Source organism: Streptomyces sodiiphilus (genome assembly GCF_039529215.1).
GTDB lineage: Bacteria > Actinomycetota > Actinomycetes > Streptomycetales > Streptomycetaceae > Streptomyces > Streptomyces sodiiphilus.
In genome coordinates, this window is record NZ_BAAAMJ010000018.1 from 152,093 (window position 1) to 173,674 (window position 21,582).

Below are 21,582 nucleotides of genomic sequence, written 5' to 3' on the forward strand. Positions count from 1 at the left end.
GCCCGGAGCCGGGGGAGGGTGAAGCGCATGAGACTTCTTGTGCTGGGCGGGACCGAGTTCGCGGGACGGGCGATCGCCGAGGACGCGGTGCGGCGCGGCTGGCAGGTGACGGTCTTCCACCGCGGGCGCCACGCGCCGCCCGACGGCGTGACCGCGCTGCACGGCGACCGCACCGCCGAGGGCGGGCTCGCGGCCCTGGAGCGGGGGGAGTGGGACCTGGTGGTGGACACCTGGTCGGACGCCCCCCGCGCGGTACGGGACACCGCCCGGCTGCTGTCCGGGCGGGTGCCCCACTGCACCTACATCTCCAGCCGCTCGGTCTACCCCTTCCCGGCACCGGCCGGCAGCACCGAGAACGGCCCGGTGGTGGAGGGTTCCATGGACGCCGGACAGGTGGAGTACCCGCGGGACAAGCGAGGGGGCGAGCTGGCCGTCGAGGCCGCCTTCGGTGACCGGGCACTGCTGGTGCGGGCCGGGCTCATCCTGGGCCCGTACGAGAACGTGGGCCGGCTGCCGTGGTGGCTGCGGCGCATGGAGCGCGGCGGCCCGGTCCTGGCGCCGGGGCCGCGCACGCTCAAGCTGCAGTTCATCGACGTCCGTGACCTGGCTGCCTGGACCCTGGACGCGGCCGAGCGCGGTCTGGCCGGCCCTTACGACCTGGTCGGCCCGCCCGGCCACGCCACCATGGAGAGCTTCCTGCGAGCCTGCGCGCGGGCCACCGGCTCCGGCGCCGAACTGCGCTGGACCGAACCGGAGAAGATCCTCGCCGCCGGTGTGCGTCCGTGGACGGAACTGCCGGTGTGGGCGCCGCCGGGGGAGATGCACGGCGCGGTGCACGGCTCGGACGTCTCCAAGGCGCTGGCCGCCGGGCTGCGGTGCCGGCCCGTGGAGGAGACCGTCGCGGACACCTGGGCCTGGCTGCGCTCCCTGCCGGGCGACGCTCCCCAGCGCAGTGACCGCCCCCGCCTGGGCCTGGACCCGGAGACAGAGGAACGCGTCCTGAACGCCTGAGGCGCGGAGCCCGGTTGCTGTCAGGCCGCTGTCCAGTCGTCGCCCGGGACCCGCCGCCCGTCTCTCCGCAGGCGGGCGGCCAGAGGACCTGCGGCGACGTACACCCATGCGTCGATCCGGCCGCCGTCCGGCGTCAGCGCGGGCATCGCCATCCGTTCGTAGTGATTGCCGGGGGCGCCCGGCAGATATCCCTCCAGATGGTCCAGGTCCTTGAGGACGGTCTCGTAGTGGCCGGGCGCCGGGTGGATCAGCTCGCCGTGCGCCTGTGCGCGGGGGTCCTCCGGAGCCGGAACGGCGTAGGGGAAGCCGGGGCCTTCGTAGAGCACCACGCCCGGGAGCCGGGCCGGCTGCTGTGCCGCCGTCCGCCCGGCCAGTGCCCAGCCGTGGTGGCGGCCGCCGGGACGCAGTGTGCCGTAGACGAAGAACGGCAGCCGTCGGCCGTTCATCGTGTCGCCCGCGCGCCGGGCGCGGTCGGCAGCAACAGCGTCATGCGGCCAAGCGTAGGAGGGGAAGGGCGGGCGGAGGACTTCCGGGCGGAACCTTGGTCTATACCTTGACAGGTATAGACCAAGGTTGTTGGGTGGTCGGCAACCCCCACGACAAGGATGTGGTCCCATGATCCGACAGCGCCTCAAGGCGATGCTCGCGGCCTTCGCCGTGGCCGGTGTGCTGGCTGTCCTGCTGCCCATGACCTCCGCCAACGCCACCGGGGCGTCCGCCTCGGCGGCCTGCGCCACCGCGTGGAACCCGGCGACCGTCTACTGGGGCGGCGACACCGCCTCGCACAACGGCCGCAACTGGCGCGCGCGGTGGTGGACCCAGAACGAGACGCCGGGCGGAGGCTCGGGCGTCTGGGCGGACCAGGGTCCGTGCGGAGGCACCGAGGAGCCGGGTGAACCCAACCCCGGCGGATTCGTCGTCTCCGAGGCCCAGTTCAACCAGATGTTCCCGAACCGGAACCCCTTCTACACCTACAGCGGGCTGACCCAGGCCCTCAGCGCCTACCCGGCGTTCGCCAACACCGGTGACGACACGGTCAAGCGGCGCGAGGCCGCCGCCTTCCTGGCCAACGTCAGTCACGAGACCGGCGGCCTGGTCCACATCAGGGAGCAGAACGAGGCCAACTACTCGCACTACTGCGACGTGAGTCAGCCCTACGGTTGCCCGGCGGGCCAGTCCGCCTACTACGGTCGCGGGCCGATCCAGCTCAGCTGGAACTTCAACTACCACGCGGCCGGCAACGCGCTCGGCATCGACCTGCTGAACAACCCCTGGCTGGTCGAGCAGAACGCGAGCATCGCCTGGCAGACGGCCATCTGGTACTGGATGACGCAGAGCGGGCCGGGCTCCGTGCCCGCTCACCAGGCCATCACCGGCAGCCACGGCTTCGGCGGGACCATCCGCGCGATCAACGGCGCTCTGGAGTGCGACGGGCGCAACCCCGCCCAGGTCCAGAGCCGGATCAACACCTACCAGCAGTTCGTCCAGATTCTCGGTACCACTCCGGGCAGCAACCTCAGCTGCTGACCAGGGACCGGCATACGGCGTGCGGCCCGGGGAGACCCCCGCGGGCCGCACGCCGCTCGTGCGCTGCCGGACGAACCCGCTTCCCGGCGCGGTGGCGGCTCAATGAGTGCGCCAGAAGGAGCCGAGCCGGGGACGGGCGCCGGGGTCGTGGAGAAAGCGCTCGACACCGGCCAGGCCGAGGACCGGTTCACCGGTCAGAGCGGCGAAGGCGGATGCCGCCGTCATCACCGCGAACAGCGCGGCATCGCGGGCTCGGCTCACCCCGACACGATAACGCCCGTGCGGGAGCGCAGGTCAGGCCCCGAAGGGCCCGTGTGTGCGCACCACGCTCAGCAGGGCGCGCAGCCGGGCCGGAGTGGTGGTCAGGACAACATCCGGCATGTCGCTCTCCCGCACCAGGAGCCCCCCGCCGCCCGCCGGGCCCCGGGCCGCCTCCAGGCAGTCGTTCTGCCCGCTGCCACTGAACGAGGACTTCTGCCACGTCGGCTCGGTCATGCGGAAAGCTCCTTCGCCTGGAGGGTGCGCATCAGATGCTGGATGAGACTCAGGGAGTCCGGGCCTTCATGAGACTCCGGGTGAGAGAGCGGGTCAACAGGAGGCAACGCCATTTCCGATAGTTTGGCGAACAGCGCGCGTACTGGCTGATCCGCTCGGTGTCGCGCAGCAACGGCGAGGTGATCGGCTGTTCCAGCCGAACGGTGTCCAGTTCGGGCGTAGGGCCCCCGTAGATCGTGAACGCCCTGCAGAACGCGGAGTAGGTGCCCGCCTCGAAGGGGAAGATCTGGATCGAGACGTTGGGGAGGCGGCTGACCTCAACGATCCACTGCAGTTGCGCGCGCATGTCCTGGCTGCTCAACGGTCTGGTGCGCAGCGCGCTCTCATGGACCACGGCATGGAATGACGGTGGCGGGTCGTCGCTGAGCCTCCGCTGTCCGGCCATGCGGAACTCCACGTACGCGTTGATCCGTTCTTCGGCGTCGCCGGCGGTCCTGCACACGGCGCGGGCGTACCCGGGGGTCTGGAGGAGGCCGCTCCGGCCTTCGTGGTGCGTGACGTGGGGTCACGCGGTGGGCCGGGGAGAACGAGAGGAGATCTTCGTGTGCTCTGTTCCCGGTTTCGTGCAGGAGTCCGGCGGTGACGTCAGGCTCGCGTTTCCGCCCAGTCCGGCGTGGGTGCGGCCCGCCCGGGAGGCTGTGCGGACCGCGCTGACCGAGGTCGTGCCGGCGAAGCGCGACCTGATCGAGACGGCGGCCCCGCTGACCTCGGAGCTGGTGACGAACGCGGTGGTGGCCTCGCTCGACAGTCTGCGTCCCGTGCCCGTCGGCCTCTACGCGGCCTGGACGTCCCAGGGCGGCCTGCGGGTGGTGGTGCAGGACTCCGCTCCCGGATATCCCCAGGTCCCGCCGGGCGTGCCGCCACCGGAGGAGGAGCACGGCCGCGGGCTTCTGCTCATCACACTCCACGCCCTGGACTGGGGTGTCTGCCACCACCTGCCCGGGCCGGGCAAGGCCGTGTGGTTCGTGCTCTGAGGCGCCGCGGGGGCAGGGCGGGGTCCGCGCGCCCTGCCCCCGCAGCGCCGTCGGCCGTATCGGCGGGCAACGGTGCCGGGGCGCCGCCGGCTGCGGCGTCTCACCGGGCGGCCGGTGCGCCGGGCGAGGCATCCGGTGACCCGCGCCCGACGCACCCGATGCGCGAGTCGTCCTCAGCGCTCCGTCGGTTCCGGAAGCCACCGGGTCCGGGTGAAGTACCCCAGGCAGGTGGCGAACCACTCCTCGTCCACCTCCGGGCGGACCACACCGGAACCGGCCAGCGCGGCATCGGTGGCGGTGGGGTCGAAGAGCAGGCCGCCTTCCGAGCCGCCCCCGGCCACCTCCGCGGCCAGCGTGCCCAGCAGCGGGAACGCCGCGTTGCCCGCGTCCGCGCCGATCCGGGCCAGCCACTGCTGCGGATCGACCTCGGGCAGTGCGTAGCCCCTGGCCCGCAGCCGGCCCAGCATGGTGTCCAGCCGCAGCAGCCGACCGGTGGCCAGATGGAATGTGCGGCCGGCCGCCGCAGGCCGCAGGGACAGGGCGACGAGGGCGTCGCCGACCCAGTCCACGGGCACCAGGTCGAACGCGGTGTCCACTCCGGCTGGCGCGGCCTTGGCCTGGACGCAGCCCTTGAGCATCAGCCACATGTAGTCACCGCTCTGGCAGGCACCGGTGCGGCTGTGCCCCGCGATCCGCGTCGGCCGGTACACGGTGGCGGGCAGGGACCGGGCGCGGGCGGCCTCGATCAGCTTTTCGGCCGCCCACTTGCTCTGCGTGTAGCCGTGTTCCAGCGCCTCGGCCGGGCCTGTGGGGTGCTCCGGACCGATCCGTCCGCCCCCCGGCCTCGCGTGCCCCGCGTACACGCCGACCGTGGACACGTGGTGCACCGGCACGCTGCGGTGGCGGGCCGCCAGCCGCAGTACCCCGGCCGTGCCGTCCACCGTGGCGGCCTTGAGCTGCCCGTAGGGAGAGGCGAGATTCACCGCCGCGCCCACGTGGTACACCGCGTCCACGGTGTGGGCCAGCGCGTCGAAGTCCTGCTCGGAGAGGCCCAGGTGCGGCTGCGCCAGATCACCGAGGACGATCCTCACCCGCCGCTCGGCAGACTCGTCCCGGATTCCGTAGCCCTCCATGACCCGGCGCAGCCGCGCCGAGGCCTGCTCCCGTCCCGCGCCGCGGACCAGACAGTGCACCACGGCGCGCGTCCGGTCCAGCAGGGAGCGCAGGGTGTAGGCACCGAGGAAGCCGGTGGCACCCGTCAGCAGTACGTGAGCGGGGTCCTCCGCGACCCGGATCGTTTCGCGGGCCGCCACGATGTCGGCCGGCAGCCGGATCTCCGCGGCCGGGTCGAAGGCCTGGTCGCCGGCGTCCCGCCCGGCCGTCCGGTCGCGGTCGGCCAGCGCCGCGAGAGCGGCGACGGTCGGTGCCGCGGAGAGGGCGCCGAGCGGGAGCTGCTGCCGCGTCTCCTGGCGGAGCCTCAGCATCAGACGCACCGCCGACAGGGAGTCGCCGCCGAGGGCGAAGAAGTCGTCGTAAACCCCGACCCGGCCCCTTCCCAGTACGTCCTGCCAGGCGGCGGCGACGATCCTTTCGGTGGGTGTCCCGGGCGCCACGAACGAGTCCGCCGGCTTGCTGTCCGCCTCGTCCGGCAGCGGCAGCGCGAGCCGGTCCAGCTTGCCGCTCGCCGTGCGCGGGAACTCCTCCAGCGCCACACAGACGGAAGGCACCATGTACTCCGGCAGTCGTTCCGCCACCGCGCGGCGCAGCTCGTCCGGCCGAGGGGCGGCCCCGTCGGCCGGAAGGTAGTACGCGATCAGGCGCTTGTGCCCCGGGCCGGCCGCTTCCCGCGCCACCACCGCGGCATCGGCCACTCCGGGCACGGCCTGCACCGCGGAGGCGACCTCCCCGGTCTCCACCCGGTGCCCGCGGATCTTGACCTGGCCGTCCACGCGGCCCAGGAACTGGATCCGCCCGTCCGGCAGATACCGGGCCGTGTCGCCGGTGCGGTAGAGGCGGGCCCCCGGGGAGAAGGGGTCCGCGACGAACTTCTGCGCGGTCAGCGACGGGCGGCCCAGGTAGCCGTCGGCGAGGGCGGCGCCGCCGACACATATCTCCCCCACCGAGCCGACGGGGGCGAGGCGCTGGTACCGGTCCAGCAGCAGGACACGCGTGCCGTCGACGGGCCGTCCGATGGACGGCAGGCCGGGCCAGGTCTCCGGATCGCCGTCCATCCGTTCTGCCGTGACCACATGGGTCTCGGACGGGCCGTACTGGTTCTCCAGCACCGCGCCGGGTGCGTGTTCCCGGAAGAACTCCCGCAGTGCGGGGGTGGCATGAAGCTGCTCGCCCGCGGTGACGACCTCGCGGAGAGTCGCCGCCGAGCGTCCGGCGGAGCACGCGTACTCGGCGAGCTGCTGCAGAGCGACGAACGGGAGGAACAGCCGCTCGACGCGCTGGGCGGCCAGCAGGTCGAGGAGGAGGGCCGGGTCGCGTCTCGTTCCGTCGTCGGTCATGACCAGGGTGCCCCCGTCGGCCCAGGTGCCGAAGAGCTCCTGGAAGGCCACGTCGAAGCCCGGCGCGGCGAATTGCAGCGTCCGGGTGCCGGGGCCGGCCGGGGAGCGGCTCCGCTGCCAGGCCAGCAGGTTGGCCAGTGCTCGGTGCGGCATGGCGACGCCCTTGGGGCGGCCGGTGGAGCCGGACGTGTAGATCAGGTAGCAGAGGCCGGCGGGTGCCGCAGCGGGCAGGCGGACCTCGGGGGCGGCCGGGAGGTCGTCCAGGGAGATCGTCTCGACCGTGGCGGGGAGCAGGGCGGCCAGGTCCCGCTGGACCAGTGCGACCCCGATTCCGCTGTCGGCCGCCATACCGGCGATCCGGCCGACGGGGTGGGCGGGATCGATGGGCAGACAGCCGCTGCCGGCCTTGAGGACGCCCAGCACCGCGACGGCCAGCTCCGGGCCGCGGCGCAGGCAGACGCCCACGGGGCGCCCGGCCGTGCCCCGCGCCACCAGGTGCGCGGCCACCTCGTCCGCCGCCCGGTCCAGCTCGGCGTACGTCAGCACCCGGTCCCCGTGCACGACGGCCGGGGCGCGGGGCGTGCGCAGGGCCTGTGCGGCGAACAGTTCGTGGGCGAGGGGCCGCTCGGCCGGGGCGGCGGCCCCCCGGGACCAGCTCCCGAGGATCAGCCGGCGTTCGGCGGCCGGAAGGATGTCCAGCTCGCGGACCGGCAGGCCGGGGCGGGCGAGGGCATCGGCCAGCAGGATGCGCAGCCGCTCCGACAGACGCAGGGCGGTGGCGCGGTCGAAGAGGTCGGTGGAGAACTCCAGGAAGCCGTCGAAGCCGCCGCGCGCGGGCACCAGGTGAAGGAAGACGTCGTACTTGGCCGTACCCGAGTGGATGTACAGCCGTTCGGCGGTCACACCCGGCAGGTCCAGTGCCGGGGCCGGGGCGTCGTCCAGCCCGAAGACCACCTGGAAGAGGGGAAAGCGGTCCGGTGAGCGCTCCGCCCCCAGCTCGCGGACCAGACGGGAGTAGGGGACGTCGCGGTGCCTGACCGCCCCCCAGACCCGCTCCTTGGTACGGGCCGTGAGCTCGGCGAACGACATGCCGTCCGGTATGTGCTGACGCAGCGGCATGACGTCGGTCAGGCAGGCGATCACCGGTTCGAGAGCCTCCTCGTCCCGGCGGGAGACGGGCGTGCCGATCACCACGTCGTCCTGTCCGGACAGCCGGGAGATCAGCACGCTCAGCGCTGTGGCCAGGACCGCGAACGGAGTGCTCCTCGTCCTCCGGGCGAGGTCGCGGACACCGGCGCCGAGTCCGGGGCCCAGCGTGAATTCGACGCGGTCCCCCGACGCGCCGAGGGCCGCGGGCCGGGGCCTGTCCGTGGGGAAGGAGGACTCCGGCGGGGCCCCGCGCATCGTCTCCCGCCAGTACTCCAGGGAGTCCTTGTGGCCGCCCGCGTCCGCCGCCCGGCGGCGTTCCTGCGCGTACGGGCCGAACTGCAGGGGCAGTGCGGGCAGCGGGGAAGCGGTGCGGTCCAGCGCCGCCCGGTAGAGCGCGCTGAACTCGGTGTCCAGCAGACCGAAGCACCAGCCGTCGATCACCGCGTGGTGAATCGCCACCACCAGGACGCTGTCGTCCTCGGCGAGTTCCAGCAGCGTCGCCCGCAGCAGGGGCGGCCGGTCCAGGGGCACCGGCCGGGTGGCCGCCGCCACCATCGCGGTGCGCAGATCCCGCGAACTCACCCGGCGGACGTCCAGCTCGACCTCGGCCGGTGGCATCACCGTCTGCCGCGCCTCGCCTCCGCCTTCGTTGCCGCCCGGGCTGCCGGCTCCGGCCTCGGCCAGGCTCAGGCGGCTGCGCAGCGCCTCGTGCCTGGCCACGATTCCGGTGAGTGCCCGCCGGGCCGCCGCCGCGTCGATCCGGGCACCGCGCAGCCGGTACGCCCACGACTCCACGTACCGGGACGGCCCCTCCTGGAGCTGATCGTTCAGCCAGATCGACTCCTGTTCGAACGACATCGGGTAACTGCGGGCCGCGGTGTCCGCGGGGAGTCCGGCGAGCGTCACGGGGGAGCGCTTTCTGCTTCGGGAAACGGGAGGGATCACAGGGAGGCGAGCAGGGCTGCGCGGTCGAGCTTGCCGTTGGTCGTGGTCGGCAGGGCGGCGCTCCGGCGCACGCTGTGGGGCACCATGTGGCCCGGCAGCAGGTCCGCCAGTGCGCGGCGCACGAGGGCGGGAGCCGGCGCGGCGGGGTCCTTCGCCGTGTAGAACAGGGCCAGTCGCTCGTATCCGCCGCCGACGGCCGGCACGGGAACCAGGGCCGCTTCCCGGACCCCCGGTATCCGGCGGGCGGTGCTCTCGATCTCTCCCGGTTCGACGCGGTGTCCGGAGATCTTGATCTGGCGGTCGGCCCGGCCGCGGAAGTGCAGTGTCCCGTCGGAGTCCAGGAGGCCGAGGTCTCCCGTCCGGTACAGGCGCGCCGGTGCCGCCCGGAGCGGCAGGGAGACGAAGGAGGCGGCCGTGGCCTCGGCGTCGCCGAGGTAGCCGAGGGCCAGGCCCTGCCCGGCGAGGCAGATCTCACCCACCGCCCCCGGAGGGAGCACCTGTTCCCCGTCCAGGATGTGCACGGTGGTGCCGGGTACCGGGACGCCGATGGGGATGCCGTCCGGGCGGCCGCAGTCCGCCGCGGTGACCCGGTGCGTGGTGGCGAAGACGCAATTCTCCACCGGGCCGTAGCCGTTGATCAGCGTGATGTCCGGGTGCCGCTCCAGGAACCGCTCCACATGGGCGGTCGAGAGGCGCTCGCCACCGGTGAGGACCTGGCGCAGCCCGGTGAAGCAGGAGTGATCGGGGTCGTCCTCGTCGACGAGGAGGTTGAACAGGGAGGCGGTCAGCCAGGCGGTGTCCACTCCGGCGTTCGTGACGAGTTCCCCGAGGGTGCCCGGCAGGAGATAGTCCGTGTCCGCGATGACACAGGTGCCGCCGGTGGTCAGGGGGCCCCACAGTTCCATGCTGAACGCGTCCCAGGAGACCGGGGCCGCCTGCAGCACCACCCGGCCGGGGCCGAAGTCCGCGAACCCGGAACGGGAGAAGAGACGGGTGGTCGCGCGGTGCGGGGAGAGTACGCCCTTGGGGGCGCCGGTACTGCCCGAGGTGAAGAAGACCGTGGCGGCACGGGAGCTGTCCTGGGCCACGGGCGGCAGGGCGCCGCGGCGCGACGCGGCCTGTCGCAGCGGCTCGTCCGGAACGATCCACAGGGGTGTCTCCCCCTGCGCGCCGGTGTCGGTCACCATGAGAGGGGCCCGCGATAAGGCGGCGATCCGGCTGATCCGCTCCCGCGGCCAGCGCCGGTCCACGGCCGCGTACGCCGCGCCCCGTTTCAGTACGGCCAGCAGGACGGCCACCAGCCGGGCCGAGCGGGGCAGCAGGACCGGAACGGTGGTTCCGGGCCCCACGCCGGCGGCGTCCAGGGCTTCGGCATAGGCGTCCGCGGCGGCGTCGAGGGTGGCGTAGTCGACGGACTCGCCCCGGTGGACGACCGCGACGGCGGTGGGACGGATCCGCGCCTGACGGGACACTGCTTCGTGTATGAGCGGCGGATCTGCGGGACGGCGCACGGACTGGCTCCTGGACTGCGGGGGAATCGGGGGCATCGGGCGACAGTCGGGGGCGTGAGAGCGGGATCGCTCCTCAGTCCTCGACCGCGGAGACGACGTCGGCGAAGCTATCGCACTCGAACAGGGTCTCCGGGGTGACGCTCAGGCCCAGTTCCTTCTCGATCCGGGCGCAGATCCGCATGGCCTGCAGGGACGTGCCGCCGAAGTCGTAGAAGCTGTCCGACGCCGTGACGCGCGGCACCTTCAGCACGTCGGCGGCGATGCGCAGGACGGCCTCATGGTTCCCGGTCCGCTGTGCGGGGGCGTGCTGCTCGGTCACGATCTTCTCCTCATCTCGCCACGGACGTCGGTGCCGTGGCTCTCCATGACGGTCCACGGACACCCGGCAGTCCGGCAGCCCACCGGACCGGGGCCGGCGCGTGCGTTGTCCTTCGGCGAGACGTCCGGACTGCGGGACAGGAGCGGGATGTCATGGGCGGGGGCGTCCGGCCGAAGGAAGCGGTTCGTGCGGGAGCCGGGTCAGGTTCCGCCGGGTCCGTGTGCGCGTGCCGCGTCCAGCAGGGCGTGCAGCCGGGCCGGTGTGGTGGTCAGAACGGTCTCCGGCCTGTCGCTCTCCCGCAGCAGGAGCCCCCCGCTGCCCGCCGGTCCCCGGGCCGCCTCCAGGCAGTTGTCGCTCCCGTCGCTTCCCGAGAAGCTCGACTTCTGCCAGTGCGGTCGGTACACGACAAGCCCTCCGTGATCAGGCGCCGGAGGCTGCCCGTCCGATGCGGTCGAGCGAGGAAGCCGGTCCGAACGCTGACGCTCGCATGGTGTCGAACAGCGCCCGGTAGCACTGGACTTGGTCATCATCCTCCACGTTCACAGGAGAAGCAATGCTCGCCGTCCGCACCACGTCCACCCCGGCTGCGGCCATGGGTGCGTTGCCGTCACCACCCGTCAGGGCCGACCTGCGCGCCGACCTGACCCGTGCCTCCGGCGCCGGACTCGGCCGCAACATCCGCTTCCACCTCGACGCCGGTCTGCCCGGCGGCACGATGTCGGTCCTGCTGCTCTACCTGGCCATGCGCGGACTCATCGTGGACGACCTCACCGTGCCCGAGGTTCTCGCGCGCTATCCCCTCGATGACCTCATCGGCGAACTGGTGCGGAGGGTCCTGCCGCCGGATACGGAGTGAGGTGCTGCCCCCGTCCGGTGCCCAGCCGGCGGTCGTACGCAGGAAGCAGTGGCAGGGAGCGGACAGTACTGTCCGGTAGGCGGTCGTCGCGTCGCGGCATGAGCTATCAACGACTCATGAGACTTACTCGGGGGACACGGGCCGCCGCGGCGGCAGTGGTGACCGTGGTCGGCCTCGGCATGGCCGGGTGCCCCGGTGACGGCGACTCCATGGCTACGGAGCCGGATGCCACGCACCTGGACCTCGGTGGCCCGGAAGGCCCGGAGGCCGGCCTCGGCCTCACAGGCGTCGGCAGATCCCTCCCCGGTGACTGACCCGGTGCCGCACCGCTCCGGGGCAGGCTTCGGGCGGAGTGCGGGGAGGGGCCGCGGTCACTGTGCGGCTTCGTCGAGGAGGATCCGCGCCAGCTCGTCCGGTTGGGAGAACATCGGCCAGTGGCCGGTGCCCATCTCGACCAGCCGCCACCTCTCGCCGGCCAGCAGACCGGCCACGATGTCGCTGGGCTCGGCACCGTCGAGCAGACAGAGGATGTAGGTGGCCGGGAGCTCGCCGAGCGGCCGTGACAGCACAGCCGGATCGGCCAGAGAGGCACCCGGATGCGGCGTCGATCCCGCGACGATCCGGGCGACCTGATCATGGGTGAGGCCGTGACCGGCGTAGTCGGGCTCGGCCAGTGGGGCCCAGAAGCCGCCGTTCCCCGCGAGGGCGGCTTCCAGCTTCGCCGGACCCTCCCACCAGGTCGAGAGGAAGGACTCGCCGGGGCTGGGCACATCGGAGTCGACGAAGACCACCCGGGCCAGCCGGTCGCCGATCCGGTCCGCCGCCTGACCCACCGGAATCCCCGAGTAGCTGTGCCCCACCAGCACGACATCGCGCAGATCGAGGCGCTCGACCTCATCGACGATGTCCTGGACGTGAGTCTGCCGCCCGACGGGCACGGCCTGCTTCTCGGCCAGGCCGGACAGGGTCAGCGGATGGACACCGTGACCGGCCTCCCGGAGCGTGGGCACGACCTCGTCCCAGGCCCACGACCCGAGCCAGGCACCCGCCACCAGTACGAAGTTGGACATGGCCACAGAGTAGGAGGGGCCACTGACAACGCCCCGCATTCACGTCTCCGTGCGCCCCGGGCCGGCCGTGCGGAGTCCTTCACCGCTTCGTCGCGACAGGGACCCTGATGTTCAGCCGGCGGCCCGGGAGCAGGTGCTGACGGTCCGGACCGTTCGCGGATCACGCCGTGAGCAGGGTCGGGCGGGTCAGGCGGGCCCGGTCGTAGCGGGCCGCCAGGACGGCGGCCAGTTCCGGGGCGTCGCCCAGGACGGGGGCGAGCAGGTCGGCGCCGGCCTCGCGGGCCCCGGCGGCGATGCGGTCCGGCAGGAAACCGGGCGCGATCACGTAGGGGGCGACGGCCACCCGGCGGACGCCGTCGGCGCACAGGGCGCGGACGGCGTCCGCCGTGCGGGGCGGGGATGCGGAGGCGAACGCAGGACGCACGGCACACCAACCAGCAGTGCGCCGCCACTCCCGCGCGGTTTCTGCGATCGCTGCGATCGCCTCCGGGTCGGAGGAGCCGGCCGAGGCCAGGACGATACCCGTCGAGGCCCGGTCGGCGAAGGGGAGACCCGCCTCGTGCAGCCGCCGTTCCAGGGCGGCCACCAGCAGCGGGTCCGGGCCGAGGACGTCGGCCTGGTGGACGGAGAGACCCGGCAGCCGGGCGGTCTGCTCCGCCAGCGCCTGGGGGATGTCGGACTTGGCGTGGAAGGCGCGGCTGAGCAGCAGCGGCAGGGCGATGACGCGGCGCTGCCCGTCCGTGTGCAGGCGGGAGAGCACCTGCGGCACCGAGGGAACGTTGAAGTCCAGGTAGCCGGTCTCCACCCGGAGCCCGGGGCGCAGCCGGCGCAGCCGCGCGCACAGGGCGGTGACGGTCGCGGCGTGCCGGGGGTCCCGGCTGCCGTGTGCGACGACCAGCAGGGCCGGGTGGTCCGGGAACAGGCGGCTCATGGCGGATCAGCTTCCGGCGGCCAGGCCGCGGTGGCGCAGCACGCGGCGTTCCAGCGGGGTGAACAGGGCGGACTCGACGAGGACACCGACCGTCAGGATCAGCGTCACCGAGGCCAGGACCAGGCTCATCGACTGGGCGGCGTTGCCCTCGGCGAGCATCTGCCCGATGCCGGGCAGCGGGGTGGCGGTGATGAGTTCGGCCGTCATCAGGGCCCGCCAGCCGAACGTCCAGCCCTGGCGCAGCGCGGTGATGAAGCCGGGCAGCGCGGCCGGGACGGTGATGAGGGTGGCGCCGCGCAGTCCGGTGGCGCCCATCGAGCGGCCGGCCCGCAGCAGCAGCGGGGGCAGCTGGTCGACGGACGCGGCCACGGTGACCGCGATGGACGGCACCGCTCCCAGGAGCACGACGGCGTAGACGGCGCCCTCGGTGTTGCCCAGGGCGATGACCGCGACCGGGACCAGGGCGGCGGCCGGCAGCGACTGGACGGCGGACAGGATGGGCTTGAGGACGGTGCGCAGCGGCGGCACCCGGGTCAGCAGGAGACCGAGCGGGATACCGATGGCCGCGGCGGCGCCGAAGCCGATCAGGCAGCGCAGCAGGCTGTGGCCGACGGACGGGGCCAGGGTGCCGGCCGACCAGGCGACGGTCAGTTCCGACCAGACCTCTCCCGGGGAGGGGAGCTTTCCCGACCAGTTCAGCGTGTGGGCGAGCTGCCACAGGGCCAGCACCAGGGCGGCGGCGAGCAGCGGAGGGCCGGCCTTGGCGAGGACCCTGCGGGGCCCGGAGGTCTTGCGGTCCGCCTGGGTCTCCAGGGCGTCCAGGCCGGAGGCCATCTCCAGGGAGTCGTCGGCGGGGCGGCCGGCCGGCTGTGTCCCGGTGCCGGTGTGTGCGTCGGTGCCCGTCTCAGGCCCGGGCATGTCGGACGATCTCCTCGTGCAGGTGGCCGGTGATCTCGGTGGCCAGGGCGGCGACGCCGCTGTCCTCGATGCGGCGCGGGAAGGGGAGGTCCACCTGCCACTGGCGGGCGACGCGGCCGGGGCGGGAGGACAGCAGGACGACGCGCTGGCCCAGCCGGACGGCCTCGCGGACGTTGTGGGTCACGAACAGCACGGTCAGCTTGCGCTCCTGCCACACCCGGCTCAGCTCCTCGTGCAGGAGGTCACGGGTGATGGCGTCGAGCGCGGCGAACGGCTCGTCCATCAGCAGCACGTCGCTGCCCTGGGCGAGCGAGCGGGCCAGGGCGACGCGCTGCCGCATGCCGCCGGACAGCTGGTGGACCCGCTTGCCGTAGGCGTCGGGGAGCCGCACCAGGTGCAGCAGTTCCTCGGCCCGGGCGCGGCGCTCGGACTTGGCGACACCGGCCAGCCGCAGGGCCAGCTCGACGTTGCGCCCGGCGCTCAGCCACGGGAACAGGGCGTGGTCCTGGAACATCAGGGCGGGTCGGCTGAAGGGGACCCGGACGGTGCCGGAGGTGGGCCGGTCCAGGCCGGCGACCAGGTTGAGCAGGGTGGACTTCCCGCAGCCGGAGGCGCCCAGCAGGCAGACGAACTCCCCGGGGGCCGCCTCCAGGCGGATGTCGTCGAGTACCAGCTGGGGGGTGCCGGATGAGGTGAAGACCTTCGAGACGCCGTCGAGACGGACGGCGTAGCCGGCGTCCTCGGGGGTGTTCCGGGCGGCGTCCGCGGCGGTCCTGGTGCGGTGGGGTGTTGCCAGTCCGGTGCTCATGTCAGAAGTCCCATCCATCGTCGTCCGGCGCGGCGGGCGCGGCGCCTTCGCCGGTGCGGCCGGTGAAGGCGTCGCCGGCCATGCCGGCGGTGAGCGTGGTGCCGTCGGCGGGGTCGATCAGCAGGAACGAGCCGGTGCGGCGGGAGGCGGCGTAGTCGTCCAGGGCGAGCGGTTCGGAGGTGCGGACGGTCACCCGGCCGATGTCGTTGGCGACGAGTTCGCCGGGGGCCGGGTGCTGGGAGAGGTCGTCCAGGGTCAGCCGGGAACCGATCTCCTTGACGATGGCCTTCACGGTGCGGGTGGTGTGCTTGAGCAGCACCCGGGCGCCGGGCGTCAGCGGCCGGTCGTGGAGGTGGCAGACGGTGGCGGTGATGTCCCGGGTGGGGGTGGCGGCGGCGCCGGCCGGGGCGATCAGGTCGCCGCGGGAGATGTCGAGGTCGTCGGCGAGGGTGACGGTCACCGACTGCGGCGCCCACGCCTCCGGCACGGCCGTGCCCAGGGCGTCGATGCCGGTGATGGTGCTGGTGCGGCCCGAGGGCAGGACGGTCACTTCCTGGCCCACCCGCAGCACTCCGGAGGCGAGCTGCCCGGCGTAGCCGCGGTAGTCGGGGTGCTCGGGGGTCTGGGGGCGGATGACGTACTGGACGGGGAAGCGGGCCGGGTCGCCGGCCGGGTCGTGCGCGACCGGCACGGTCTCCAGGTGTTCCAGCACGGTGGGGCCGCCGTACCAGTCCATGTTCGCCGAGGCGGTGACGACGTTGTCGCCGGCCAGCGCGGAGATCGGGACGGCGGTGATCTCCGGCACGCCGAGGGAGGCCGCGTAGGCGGTGAACTCCTTTGCGATGGCGGCGAAGACGGGCTCGGCGTAGTCGACGAGGTCCATCTTGTTGACGGCCAGCACCAGGTGCGGGACGCGCAGCAGGGCGGCCACCGCGGCGTGCCGGCGGGTCTGCTCGACCACGCCGTTGCGGGCGTCGACGAGGACGACGGCCAGTTCGGCGGTGGAGGCCCCGGTGACCATGTTGCGGGTGTACTGCACGTGCCCGGGGGTGTCGGCCAGGATGAACCGCCGCCGGGGGGTGGCGAAGTAGCGGTAGGCGACGTCGATGGTGATGCCCTGCTCGCGTTCGGCGCGCAGCCCGTCGGTGAGCAGCGCCAGGTCCGGCGCGGCCTGCCCGCGCGAGCGCGAGGCGTGCTCGACGGCCTCCAGCTGGTCGGCGAGGACCGACTTGGAGTCGTGCAGCAGCCGTCCGACCAGCGTGGACTTGCCGTCGTCGACGGAGCCGGCGGTGGCGAAGCGCAGCAGCGAGGCGGCGGGCGCCGGCGCGTGTCCGGAGCCGTCCTGGACGGTCGTGGTGCTCATCAGAAGTAGCCCTCCCGCTTGCGGTCCTCCATGGCGGCCTCCGACAGCTTGTCGTCGGCGCGGGTCGCGCCCCGCTCGGTGAGGCGGGAGGCGGCGATCTCGGCGATGACGGCCTCGATGGTGGTGGCACCGGAGTCGACGGCACCGGTGCAGGACATGTCGCCGACGGTGCGGTAGCGCACCTGGCGGCGCTCGACCCGCTCGCCGTCCTTGGGGCCGCCCCAGTCGCCGGGCGCCAGCCACATGCCGGAGCGGGCGAAGACCTCGCGCTCGTGCGCGTAGTAGATGGCGGGCAGTTCGATGTTCTCCCGGGCGATGTACTGCCACACGTCCAGTTCGGTCCAGTTGGACAGCGGGAAGACCCGCACGTGCTCGCCGGGGGAGTGCCGGCCGTTGTAGAGCTGCCACAGCTCGGGGCGCTGCCGGCGCGGGTCCCAGCCGCCGAACTCGTCGCGCAGGGAGAACACCCGCTCCTTGGCGCGGGCCTTCTCCTCGTCGCGGCGGCCACCGCCGAACACCGCGTCGAAGCGGTTGGTCTCGATGGCGTCCAGCAGCGGCACGGTCTGCAGGGGGTTGCGGGTGCCGTCGGGGCGCTCGCGCAGCCGGCCGTCGTCGATGAACTCCTGCACCGAGGCGACGTGCAGGCGCAGCCCGTGCCGGGCCACCGTGCGGTCGCGGTAGTCGATGACCTCGGGGAAGTTGTGCCCGGTGTCCACGTGCAGCAGTGCGAACGGCACCGGCGCGGGCGCGAACGCCTTCAGCGCCAGGTGCAGCATGACGATGGAGTCCTTGCCGCCGGAGAACAGGATCACCGGGCGCTCGAACTCCCCCGCCACCTCGCGGAAGATGTGGACCGCCTCGGACTCCAGGGCGTCCAGGTGGGACAGGGCGAACGGATGGCCGGTGCCGTCCGGGGTCTCGACGACCGTCGTCATGCTGTGTCCCCTTCACTCGCTTCGTGCGCTCGGTTCGGGCCGGTCGGCCGCGTGCTCGTGGCGGCCCGCGGATCACTCACAGCAGCCCCCGCCCGGTGAGCAGGGCGTGCAGCGCCGCCGCGGATTCCTCGACGCCCTGCTCGTGGGCGGCGATCCGCAGATCGGGCTCGGCGGGAGCCTCGTAGGGGTCGTCCACGCCGGTGAGGCCGGTCAGTTCGCCGGCGGCCTGCTTGGCGTACAGGCCCTTCACGTCCCGCCGGGAGCAGACCTCCACGGGCGTGGCGACGTGCACCTCCAGGTAGCCGGTGCCGTTCTTCGCGTGCCGCTCGCGCACCGCCTCGCGGCTCGCCGCGTAGGGGGCGATGACCGGCACCAGCACGATCACACCGTGCGAGGCGAGCAGTTCCGCGACGAAGCCGATCCGCCGCACGTTGGTGTCGCGGTCCTGGCGGGAGAAGCCGAGACCCGCGGAGAGGAACTCGCGGATCTCGTCACCGTCCAGCACCTCGGTCCGCCTGCCCTGTTCGCGCAGCCGCTTCTCCAGCGCCCGGGCGATGGTCGTCTTGCCGGCGCTGGGCAGCCCGGTGAGCCAGACGGTGGCTCCCCGACCGGTTCCGCTCATCTCCCGCTCCTCCACTCGCTCCTGATCGGCCGTTCGTTCCTCGCCGGCGGTGCCGGCCACTCCTGCCGCCATCAGCCGTGCAGCCCGCACTCGGTCTTGCCCAGCCCCGCCCAGCGGCCGGCCCGCGCGTCCTCGCCGGCCGCCACCCGCCGGGTGCAGGGCGCGCAGCCGACGGAGGCGTAGCCGTCCTGGAGCAGCGGGTTGGTGAGTACGCCGTGCTCGGCCACGTAGGCGTCCACGTCGTCCTGCGTCCAGCGGGCGATGGGGGAGACCTTGACCTTTCGGCGCCGCTCGTCCCAGCCGATGACCGGGGTGGCGGCCCGGGTGGGCGACTCGTCCCGGCGCAGCCCGGTGGCCCAGGCGTCGTAGTCGCGCAGGCCCTCTTCCAGGGGCTGGACCTTGCGCATCGCGCAGCAGCGGTCCGGGTCGCGCTCGTACAGGCGCGGGCCGTGGGCGGCGTCCTGCTCGGCGACGGTCAGCCGCGGGGTCAGGGTGATGACGTTGACGTCCATCACGGCGGCCACCGCGTCCCGGGTGCCGATGGTCTCCGGGAAGTGGTAGCCGGTGTCCAGGAACACCACGTCGATGCCGGGCCGCACGCGGGACGCCAGGTGTGCCACCACCGCGTCCTCCATGGAGGAGGTCACGCACAGGCGCGGGCCGAAGGTGTCACAGGCCCAGCGCAGAATCTCCGCGGCCGGCGCCTCCTCCAGCTCCCGGCCGGCCCGTTCGGCGAGCACGGACAGTTCCGCCGCCGGCTGTCCGATGGCCGTGCCGCCGCTCATGCGGTCTCTCCTTCGGTGCCGTGGGAGTGCCGAGGGCCGTCGCCGCCGGCCGCGGGACGGGTCAGTCCCCGGGCCAGCAGACCCAGGAACTTCAGGCGGAAGGCGCGGTTGCACGCCGCGCACTCCCAGGCGCCGTGGCCCTCCTCGGAGGGGCGCAGGTCCTCGTCCCCGCAGTACGGGCAGTGGTAGGGGGCGGCTCGTTCGCTCACTTCAGGTCGCCCTCCTGGGCCCGGGCGGCCCACTGGGCGAAGCGCTCGCCGTCCTCGCGCTGCTCCTGGAAGTTGCGCAGCACCCGCTCCACGTAGTCGGGCAGTTCGGCGGCGGTGACCTTCAGCCCGCGCACCTTGCGGCCGAAACCGGGTTCGAGGCCGAGGGAGCCGCCCAGGTGCACCTGGTAGCCCTCCACCTGGTTGCCGTCGGCGTCGGTGACCAGCTGCCCCTTCAGGCCGATGTCCGCGACCTGGATGCGGGCGCAGGAGTTGGGGCAGCCGTTGATGTTGATGGTGACCGGCTCGGCGAATCCGGGCAGCCGGCGCTCCATTTCCTCGATCAGGGAGGAGGCGCGGCCCTTGGTCTCGACGATCGCGAGCTTGCAGAACTCGATGCCGGTGCAGGCCATGGTGCCGCGCCGGAAGGGGGAGGGCCGGGTGGTGAGGCCGAGCGACTCCAGCTCTTCCACGAGCGGGCCGACCTGGTCCTCCGTCACATCGAGGATGATCATTTTCTGTTCGACGGTGGTGCGCACCCGGCCCGAGCCGTGCGCCTCCGCCAGGTCGGCGAGCTTGGTGAGGGTGGTGCCGTCCACCCGGCCGACCTTGGGGGCGAAGCCGATGTAGTAGCGGCCGTCGCGCTGCCGGTGCACGCCCACGTGGTCGCGCCACTGGGCGACCGGGGTCCTGGGCGCGGGGCCGTCGGCGAGGCCGCGCAGCAGGTACTCCTCCTCCAGCACCCGGCGGAACTTCTCCGCCCCCCAGTCGGCGACGAGGAACTTCAGCCGGGCCCGGGTGCGCAGCCGCCGGTAGCCGTAGTCGCGGAAGATGGACACCACGCCCTCGAAGACGTCGGCGACGTCCTCGACGGGCACCCAGGCGCCCAGCCGCACGCCGAGCTTGGGGTTGGTGGACAGCCCGCCGCCGACCCACACGTCGAAGCCGGGGCCGTGCTCGGGGTGCTCGACGCCGACGAAGGACACGTCGTTGATCTCGTGCGCCACGTCGAGCAGCGGGGAGCCGGAGACCGCCGACTTGAACTTCCTCGGGAGGTTCGAGAACGCCTTGTTGCCGACGATCCGGCGCTGGATCTCCTCGATGGCCGGGGTGCCGTCGATGATCTCGTCCTCGGCGATGCCGGCCACCGGCGAGCCGAGGACGACACGCGGGGTGTCGCCGCAGGCCTCGGTGGTGGACAGGCCCACGCCTTCCAGGCGGCGCCAGATCTCCGGCATGTCCTCGATGCGGATCCAGTGGTACTGGACGTTCTGCCGGTCGGTGATGTCGGCCGTTCCGCGGGCGAACTCCTGGGAGATCTCCCCGATCACGCGGAGCTGCTCGGTGGTGAGCCGGCCGCCGTCGATGCGGACCCGCAGCATGAAGTAGGAGTCGTCCAGCTCCTCGGGCTCCAGGATCGCGGTCTTGCCACCGTCGATGCCGGGCTTGCGCTGGGTGTAGAGGCCCCACCAGCGCATCCGGCCGCGCAGGTCCGCGCCGTCGATGGAGTCGAAACCGCGGTGGGCGTAGATCGTCTCAATGCGTGTCCGCACATTGAGACCGTCGTCGTCCTTCTTCGTCTGCTCGTTGGGGTTGAGCGGGGTCAGATGCCCGGCCGCCCACTGGCCTTCGCCGCGGTGGCGGCCGGCCTTGCGGCGGGTCGGGGCGGAAGGCTTCTCGGTGGAGTCGGGCATGCGTCTTCATGTCCTTCGGGGAGGCGGCGGGCGTCTTCGACCTGCGGTGATGCGCAGCGCTGCGCATCACCGCAAGGGAGGAGAAGGGGTGCGCCCGCGGCTGTCGGGCGGCAGGGGGTGCGGCGGTGCTGGGACTGTCAGCCCGCCGGACACATGGCGCTGGACAGGCGGCCCAGGTCGACGTGCCGCCGACTCACCAAGGCAATTCCAGCTCGAGACATGACGGAAGATTCGCACGAGCCGCACGGGCGAGTCCACTGTTGGCCACTATGCGGACGAAGTTGTCCCGGAATGCGGGACAAGGGTGGCTTCGGAGGCCGGAGAACACGTCACTCGGACGGATCAGGCTCCGCACCGGTGACCGTGACGTCGTACAACAGGAAGCCGCGGCGGCGGTAGTTGGCCAGCGCGTGCGGGCCGTCGTCGCTGCAGGTGTGCACCCACACCCGGCGGGTCGCCTCGCGGCCCGGCCACCTGGTGGCGAGGTCCCAGGCCCGCGCCGTCCCCTCGGACAGCAGCCGCCCGCCGATCCGCCGCCCGCGGAAGGCCGGCAGCAGCCCGAAGTAGCTGATCTCCACCACGCCCCCCGGCTGCGCGTCCAGTTCGATGTACCCGGCCGGCGTGCCGCGCTCGTAGGCCACCCAGGTCTCCGTCCCGGGCCGCTCCAGAAAGGCCCGCCACTCCTCACGGCTCCAGCCCAGCCGGTCCGTCCAGGACACGTCCCCGCCCACCGCCGTGTAGAGGAAGCGGCTGAACTCGGGGCTGGGGATCTCCGCCCGCGCGATGCGGACCCCTCCCGGCGGCCCCGGTTCACGGGCCGGGGAGAGCTGCCCGGGATCGGTCTGTTCCAGAAACCATGTGGTCAGAGGCGCGCTCATACGAGCATCACA

General features: G+C 73.0%; 24 protein-coding genes and 1 pseudogene. 5 read left to right on the forward strand and 20 right to left on the reverse strand.

The annotated features are described in order from the left end of the window. Positions 1 to 27: 27 nt before the first annotated feature. A complete protein-coding gene (locus ABD299_RS10930) occupies positions 28 to 1,011 on the forward strand; it encodes an NAD-dependent epimerase/dehydratase family protein (RefSeq protein WP_344260941.1) in 984 nt (327 codons plus the stop codon). A gap of 20 nt (positions 1,012 to 1,031) precedes the next feature. Here the strand turns inward: ABD299_RS10930 and ABD299_RS10935 are convergent, their stop codons facing one another. Then, the gene (locus ABD299_RS10935; RefSeq protein WP_344260943.1) at positions 1,032 to 1,457 is read right to left on the reverse strand and encodes a gamma-glutamylcyclotransferase family protein; all 426 of its coding nucleotides are present in this window, start codon (positions 1,455 to 1,457) and stop codon (positions 1,032 to 1,034) included. 169 nt (positions 1,458 to 1,626) lie between these two features. On the opposite strand from ABD299_RS10935, the gene ABD299_RS10940 reads away from it, so the two are divergent. Then, entirely contained in the window at positions 1,627 to 2,538 is a 912-nt protein-coding gene (locus ABD299_RS10940; protein WP_344260945.1) for a glycoside hydrolase family 19 protein, read from the forward strand. Between the two features lie 99 nt (positions 2,539 to 2,637). Here ABD299_RS10940 and ABD299_RS10945 read toward each other — a convergent pair whose 3' ends face one another. From ABD299_RS10945 to ABD299_RS10955, 3 genes and pseudogenes are all read right to left on the reverse strand, one after another. Then, the gene (locus tag ABD299_RS10945) at positions 2,638 to 2,799 is read right to left on the reverse strand and encodes a hypothetical protein (RefSeq protein WP_344260947.1); all 162 of its coding nucleotides are present in this window, start codon (positions 2,797 to 2,799) and stop codon (positions 2,638 to 2,640) included. A 33-nt stretch (positions 2,800 to 2,832) separates the two neighbouring features. Beyond that, positions 2,833 to 3,033, reverse strand: a complete 201-nt coding sequence (locus tag ABD299_RS10950) for a DUF397 domain-containing protein (RefSeq protein ID WP_344260949.1) — start codon at positions 3,031 to 3,033, stop codon at positions 2,833 to 2,835. Between the two features lie 49 nt (positions 3,034 to 3,082). Further along, positions 3,083 to 3,556 (reverse strand): annotated as a pseudogene (locus ABD299_RS10955) (DUF5753 domain-containing protein); the annotation flags it as partial. 79 nt (positions 3,557 to 3,635) lie between these two features. Between ABD299_RS10955 and ABD299_RS10960 the strand changes: the two are divergent. Next, positions 3,636 to 4,067 (forward strand): ATP-binding protein, encoded by a 432-nt coding sequence (locus tag ABD299_RS10960; RefSeq protein ID WP_344260951.1) that lies wholly within the window; start codon positions 3,636 to 3,638, stop codon positions 4,065 to 4,067. Positions 4,068 to 4,240: 173 nt separating this feature from the next. On the opposite strand, the gene ABD299_RS10965 is transcribed toward ABD299_RS10960, so the two are convergent. From ABD299_RS10965 to ABD299_RS10980, 4 genes are all read right to left on the reverse strand, one after another. Beyond that, positions 4,241 to 8,635, reverse strand: coding sequence for a non-ribosomal peptide synthetase (locus tag ABD299_RS10965; RefSeq protein WP_344260953.1), 4,395 nt, complete (start codon positions 8,633 to 8,635; stop codon positions 4,241 to 4,243). A 35-nt stretch (positions 8,636 to 8,670) separates the two neighbouring features. Beyond that, positions 8,671 to 10,146, reverse strand: coding sequence for an amino acid adenylation domain-containing protein (locus tag ABD299_RS10970; protein WP_344260955.1), 1,476 nt, complete (start codon positions 10,144 to 10,146; stop codon positions 8,671 to 8,673). 112 nt (positions 10,147 to 10,258) lie between these two features. After that, positions 10,259 to 10,504: an acyl carrier protein gene (locus ABD299_RS10975; protein WP_344260957.1), complete on the reverse strand. Its 246-nt coding sequence runs from the start codon at positions 10,502 to 10,504 to the stop codon at positions 10,259 to 10,261. Between the two features lie 200 nt (positions 10,505 to 10,704). After that, positions 10,705 to 10,908, reverse strand: coding sequence for a DUF397 domain-containing protein (locus ABD299_RS10980; RefSeq protein WP_344260959.1), 204 nt, complete (start codon positions 10,906 to 10,908; stop codon positions 10,705 to 10,707). A gap of 149 nt (positions 10,909 to 11,057) precedes the next feature. Between ABD299_RS10980 and ABD299_RS10985 the strand changes: the two genes are divergently transcribed. Further along, the gene (locus ABD299_RS10985) at positions 11,058 to 11,360 is read left to right on the forward strand and encodes a hypothetical protein (protein WP_344260961.1); all 303 of its coding nucleotides are present in this window, start codon (positions 11,058 to 11,060) and stop codon (positions 11,358 to 11,360) included. A gap of 116 nt (positions 11,361 to 11,476) precedes the next feature. Then, a complete protein-coding gene (locus ABD299_RS10990) occupies positions 11,477 to 11,674 on the forward strand; it encodes a hypothetical protein (RefSeq protein WP_344260963.1) in 198 nt (65 codons plus the stop codon). A 57-nt stretch (positions 11,675 to 11,731) separates the two neighbouring features. On the opposite strand, the gene ABD299_RS10995 is transcribed toward ABD299_RS10990, so the two are convergent. From ABD299_RS10995 to ABD299_RS11050, 12 genes are all read right to left on the reverse strand, one after another. Then, positions 11,732 to 12,430, reverse strand: a complete 699-nt coding sequence (locus ABD299_RS10995; RefSeq protein WP_344260965.1) for an alpha/beta fold hydrolase — start codon at positions 12,428 to 12,430, stop codon at positions 11,732 to 11,734. 160 nt (positions 12,431 to 12,590) lie between these two features. Continuing rightward, positions 12,591 to 13,361: a sirohydrochlorin chelatase gene (locus tag ABD299_RS11000; protein ID WP_344260967.1), complete on the reverse strand. Its 771-nt coding sequence runs from the start codon at positions 13,359 to 13,361 to the stop codon at positions 12,591 to 12,593. A 6-nt stretch (positions 13,362 to 13,367) separates the two neighbouring features. Beyond that, on the reverse strand, positions 13,368 to 14,279 hold the full coding sequence (locus ABD299_RS11005) for an ABC transporter permease (protein WP_344260969.1): 912 nt from the start codon (positions 14,277 to 14,279) through the stop codon (positions 13,368 to 13,370). After that, positions 14,266 to 15,087: an ABC transporter ATP-binding protein gene (locus ABD299_RS11010; protein WP_344260971.1), complete on the reverse strand. Its 822-nt coding sequence runs from the start codon at positions 15,085 to 15,087 to the stop codon at positions 14,266 to 14,268. Before ABD299_RS11010 ends, ABD299_RS11005 begins: the two co-directional genes overlap by 14 nt. A 1-nt stretch (position 15,088) precedes the next feature. Then, on the reverse strand, positions 15,089 to 16,450 hold the full coding sequence (locus ABD299_RS11015) for a sulfate adenylyltransferase subunit 1 (protein WP_344260973.1): 1,362 nt from the start codon (positions 16,448 to 16,450) through the stop codon (positions 15,089 to 15,091). Next, complete coding sequence (gene cysD / locus ABD299_RS11020) at positions 16,450 to 17,385, reverse strand: sulfate adenylyltransferase subunit CysD (RefSeq protein ID WP_344260975.1); 936 nt, start codon at positions 17,383 to 17,385, stop codon at positions 16,450 to 16,452. The genes ABD299_RS11015 and cysD overlap by 1 nt, the downstream gene beginning before the upstream one ends. A gap of 76 nt (positions 17,386 to 17,461) precedes the next feature. Next, positions 17,462 to 18,079: an adenylyl-sulfate kinase gene (gene cysC, locus ABD299_RS11025; protein WP_344260977.1), complete on the reverse strand. Its 618-nt coding sequence runs from the start codon at positions 18,077 to 18,079 to the stop codon at positions 17,462 to 17,464. Beyond that, positions 18,079 to 18,792 (reverse strand): phosphoadenylyl-sulfate reductase, encoded by a 714-nt coding sequence (locus ABD299_RS11030; RefSeq protein ID WP_344260979.1) that lies wholly within the window; start codon positions 18,790 to 18,792, stop codon positions 18,079 to 18,081. The genes cysC and ABD299_RS11030 overlap by 1 nt, the downstream gene beginning before the upstream one ends. Further along, entirely contained in the window at positions 18,789 to 19,001 is a 213-nt protein-coding gene (locus ABD299_RS11035) for a hypothetical protein (RefSeq protein ID WP_344260981.1), read from the reverse strand. The genes ABD299_RS11030 and ABD299_RS11035 overlap by 4 nt, the downstream gene beginning before the upstream one ends. Further along, positions 18,998 to 20,692, reverse strand: a complete 1,695-nt coding sequence (locus tag ABD299_RS11040; RefSeq protein ID WP_344260983.1) for a nitrite/sulfite reductase — start codon at positions 20,690 to 20,692, stop codon at positions 18,998 to 19,000. Before ABD299_RS11040 ends, ABD299_RS11035 begins: the two co-directional genes overlap by 4 nt. Before the next feature lie 137 nt (positions 20,693 to 20,829). Further along, positions 20,830 to 20,913 carry a putative leader peptide gene (locus tag ABD299_RS11045; RefSeq protein WP_311203293.1) on the reverse strand — a complete coding sequence of 28 codons (84 nt, stop codon included), beginning with the start codon at positions 20,911 to 20,913 and terminating at the stop codon, positions 20,830 to 20,832. Between the two features lie 108 nt (positions 20,914 to 21,021). Further along, on the reverse strand, positions 21,022 to 21,570 hold the full coding sequence (locus ABD299_RS11050) for a GNAT family N-acetyltransferase (RefSeq protein ID WP_344260985.1): 549 nt from the start codon (positions 21,568 to 21,570) through the stop codon (positions 21,022 to 21,024). Positions 21,571 to 21,582: the final 12 nt, after the last annotated feature.

Coding starts and splice junctions, on each gene's coding strand:
- ABD299_RS10930 (WP_344260941.1), top strand. CDS start 28: ATGAGACTTCTTGTGCTGGGCGGGACCGAGTTCGCGGGACGGGCGATC.
- ABD299_RS10935 (WP_344260943.1), bottom strand. CDS start 1,457: ATGAACGGCCGACGGCTGCCGTTCTTCGTCTACGGCACACTGCGTCCC.
- ABD299_RS10940 (WP_344260945.1), top strand. CDS start 1,627: ATGATCCGACAGCGCCTCAAGGCGATGCTCGCGGCCTTCGCCGTGGCC.
- ABD299_RS10950 (WP_344260949.1), bottom strand. CDS start 3,033: ATGACCGAGCCGACGTGGCAGAAGTCCTCGTTCAGTGGCAGCGGGCAG.
- ABD299_RS10985 (WP_344260961.1), top strand. CDS start 11,058: ATGCTCGCCGTCCGCACCACGTCCACCCCGGCTGCGGCCATGGGTGCG.
- ABD299_RS10990 (WP_344260963.1), top strand. CDS start 11,477: ATGAGACTTACTCGGGGGACACGGGCCGCCGCGGCGGCAGTGGTGACC.
- ABD299_RS10995 (WP_344260965.1), bottom strand. CDS start 12,430: ATGTCCAACTTCGTACTGGTGGCGGGTGCCTGGCTCGGGTCGTGGGCC.
- ABD299_RS11000 (WP_344260967.1), bottom strand. CDS start 13,361: ATGAGCCGCCTGTTCCCGGACCACCCGGCCCTGCTGGTCGTCGCACAC.
- ABD299_RS11005 (WP_344260969.1), bottom strand. CDS start 14,279: ATGCCCGGGCCTGAGACGGGCACCGACGCACACACCGGCACCGGGACA.
- ABD299_RS11010 (WP_344260971.1), bottom strand. CDS start 15,087: ATGAGCACCGGACTGGCAACACCCCACCGCACCAGGACCGCCGCGGAC.
- ABD299_RS11015 (WP_344260973.1), bottom strand. CDS start 16,450: ATGAGCACCACGACCGTCCAGGACGGCTCCGGACACGCGCCGGCGCCC.
- cysD (WP_344260975.1), bottom strand. CDS start 17,385: ATGACGACGGTCGTCGAGACCCCGGACGGCACCGGCCATCCGTTCGCC.
- cysC (WP_344260977.1), bottom strand. CDS start 18,079: ATGGCGGCAGGAGTGGCCGGCACCGCCGGCGAGGAACGAACGGCCGAT.
- ABD299_RS11030 (WP_344260979.1), bottom strand. CDS start 18,792: ATGAGCGGCGGCACGGCCATCGGACAGCCGGCGGCGGAACTGTCCGTG.
- ABD299_RS11040 (WP_344260983.1), bottom strand. CDS start 20,692: ATGCCCGACTCCACCGAGAAGCCTTCCGCCCCGACCCGCCGCAAGGCC.
- ABD299_RS11045 (WP_311203293.1), bottom strand. CDS start 20,913: ATGTCTCGAGCTGGAATTGCCTTGGTGAGTCGGCGGCACGTCGACCTG.
- ABD299_RS11050 (WP_344260985.1), bottom strand. CDS start 21,570: ATGAGCGCGCCTCTGACCACATGGTTTCTGGAACAGACCGATCCCGGG.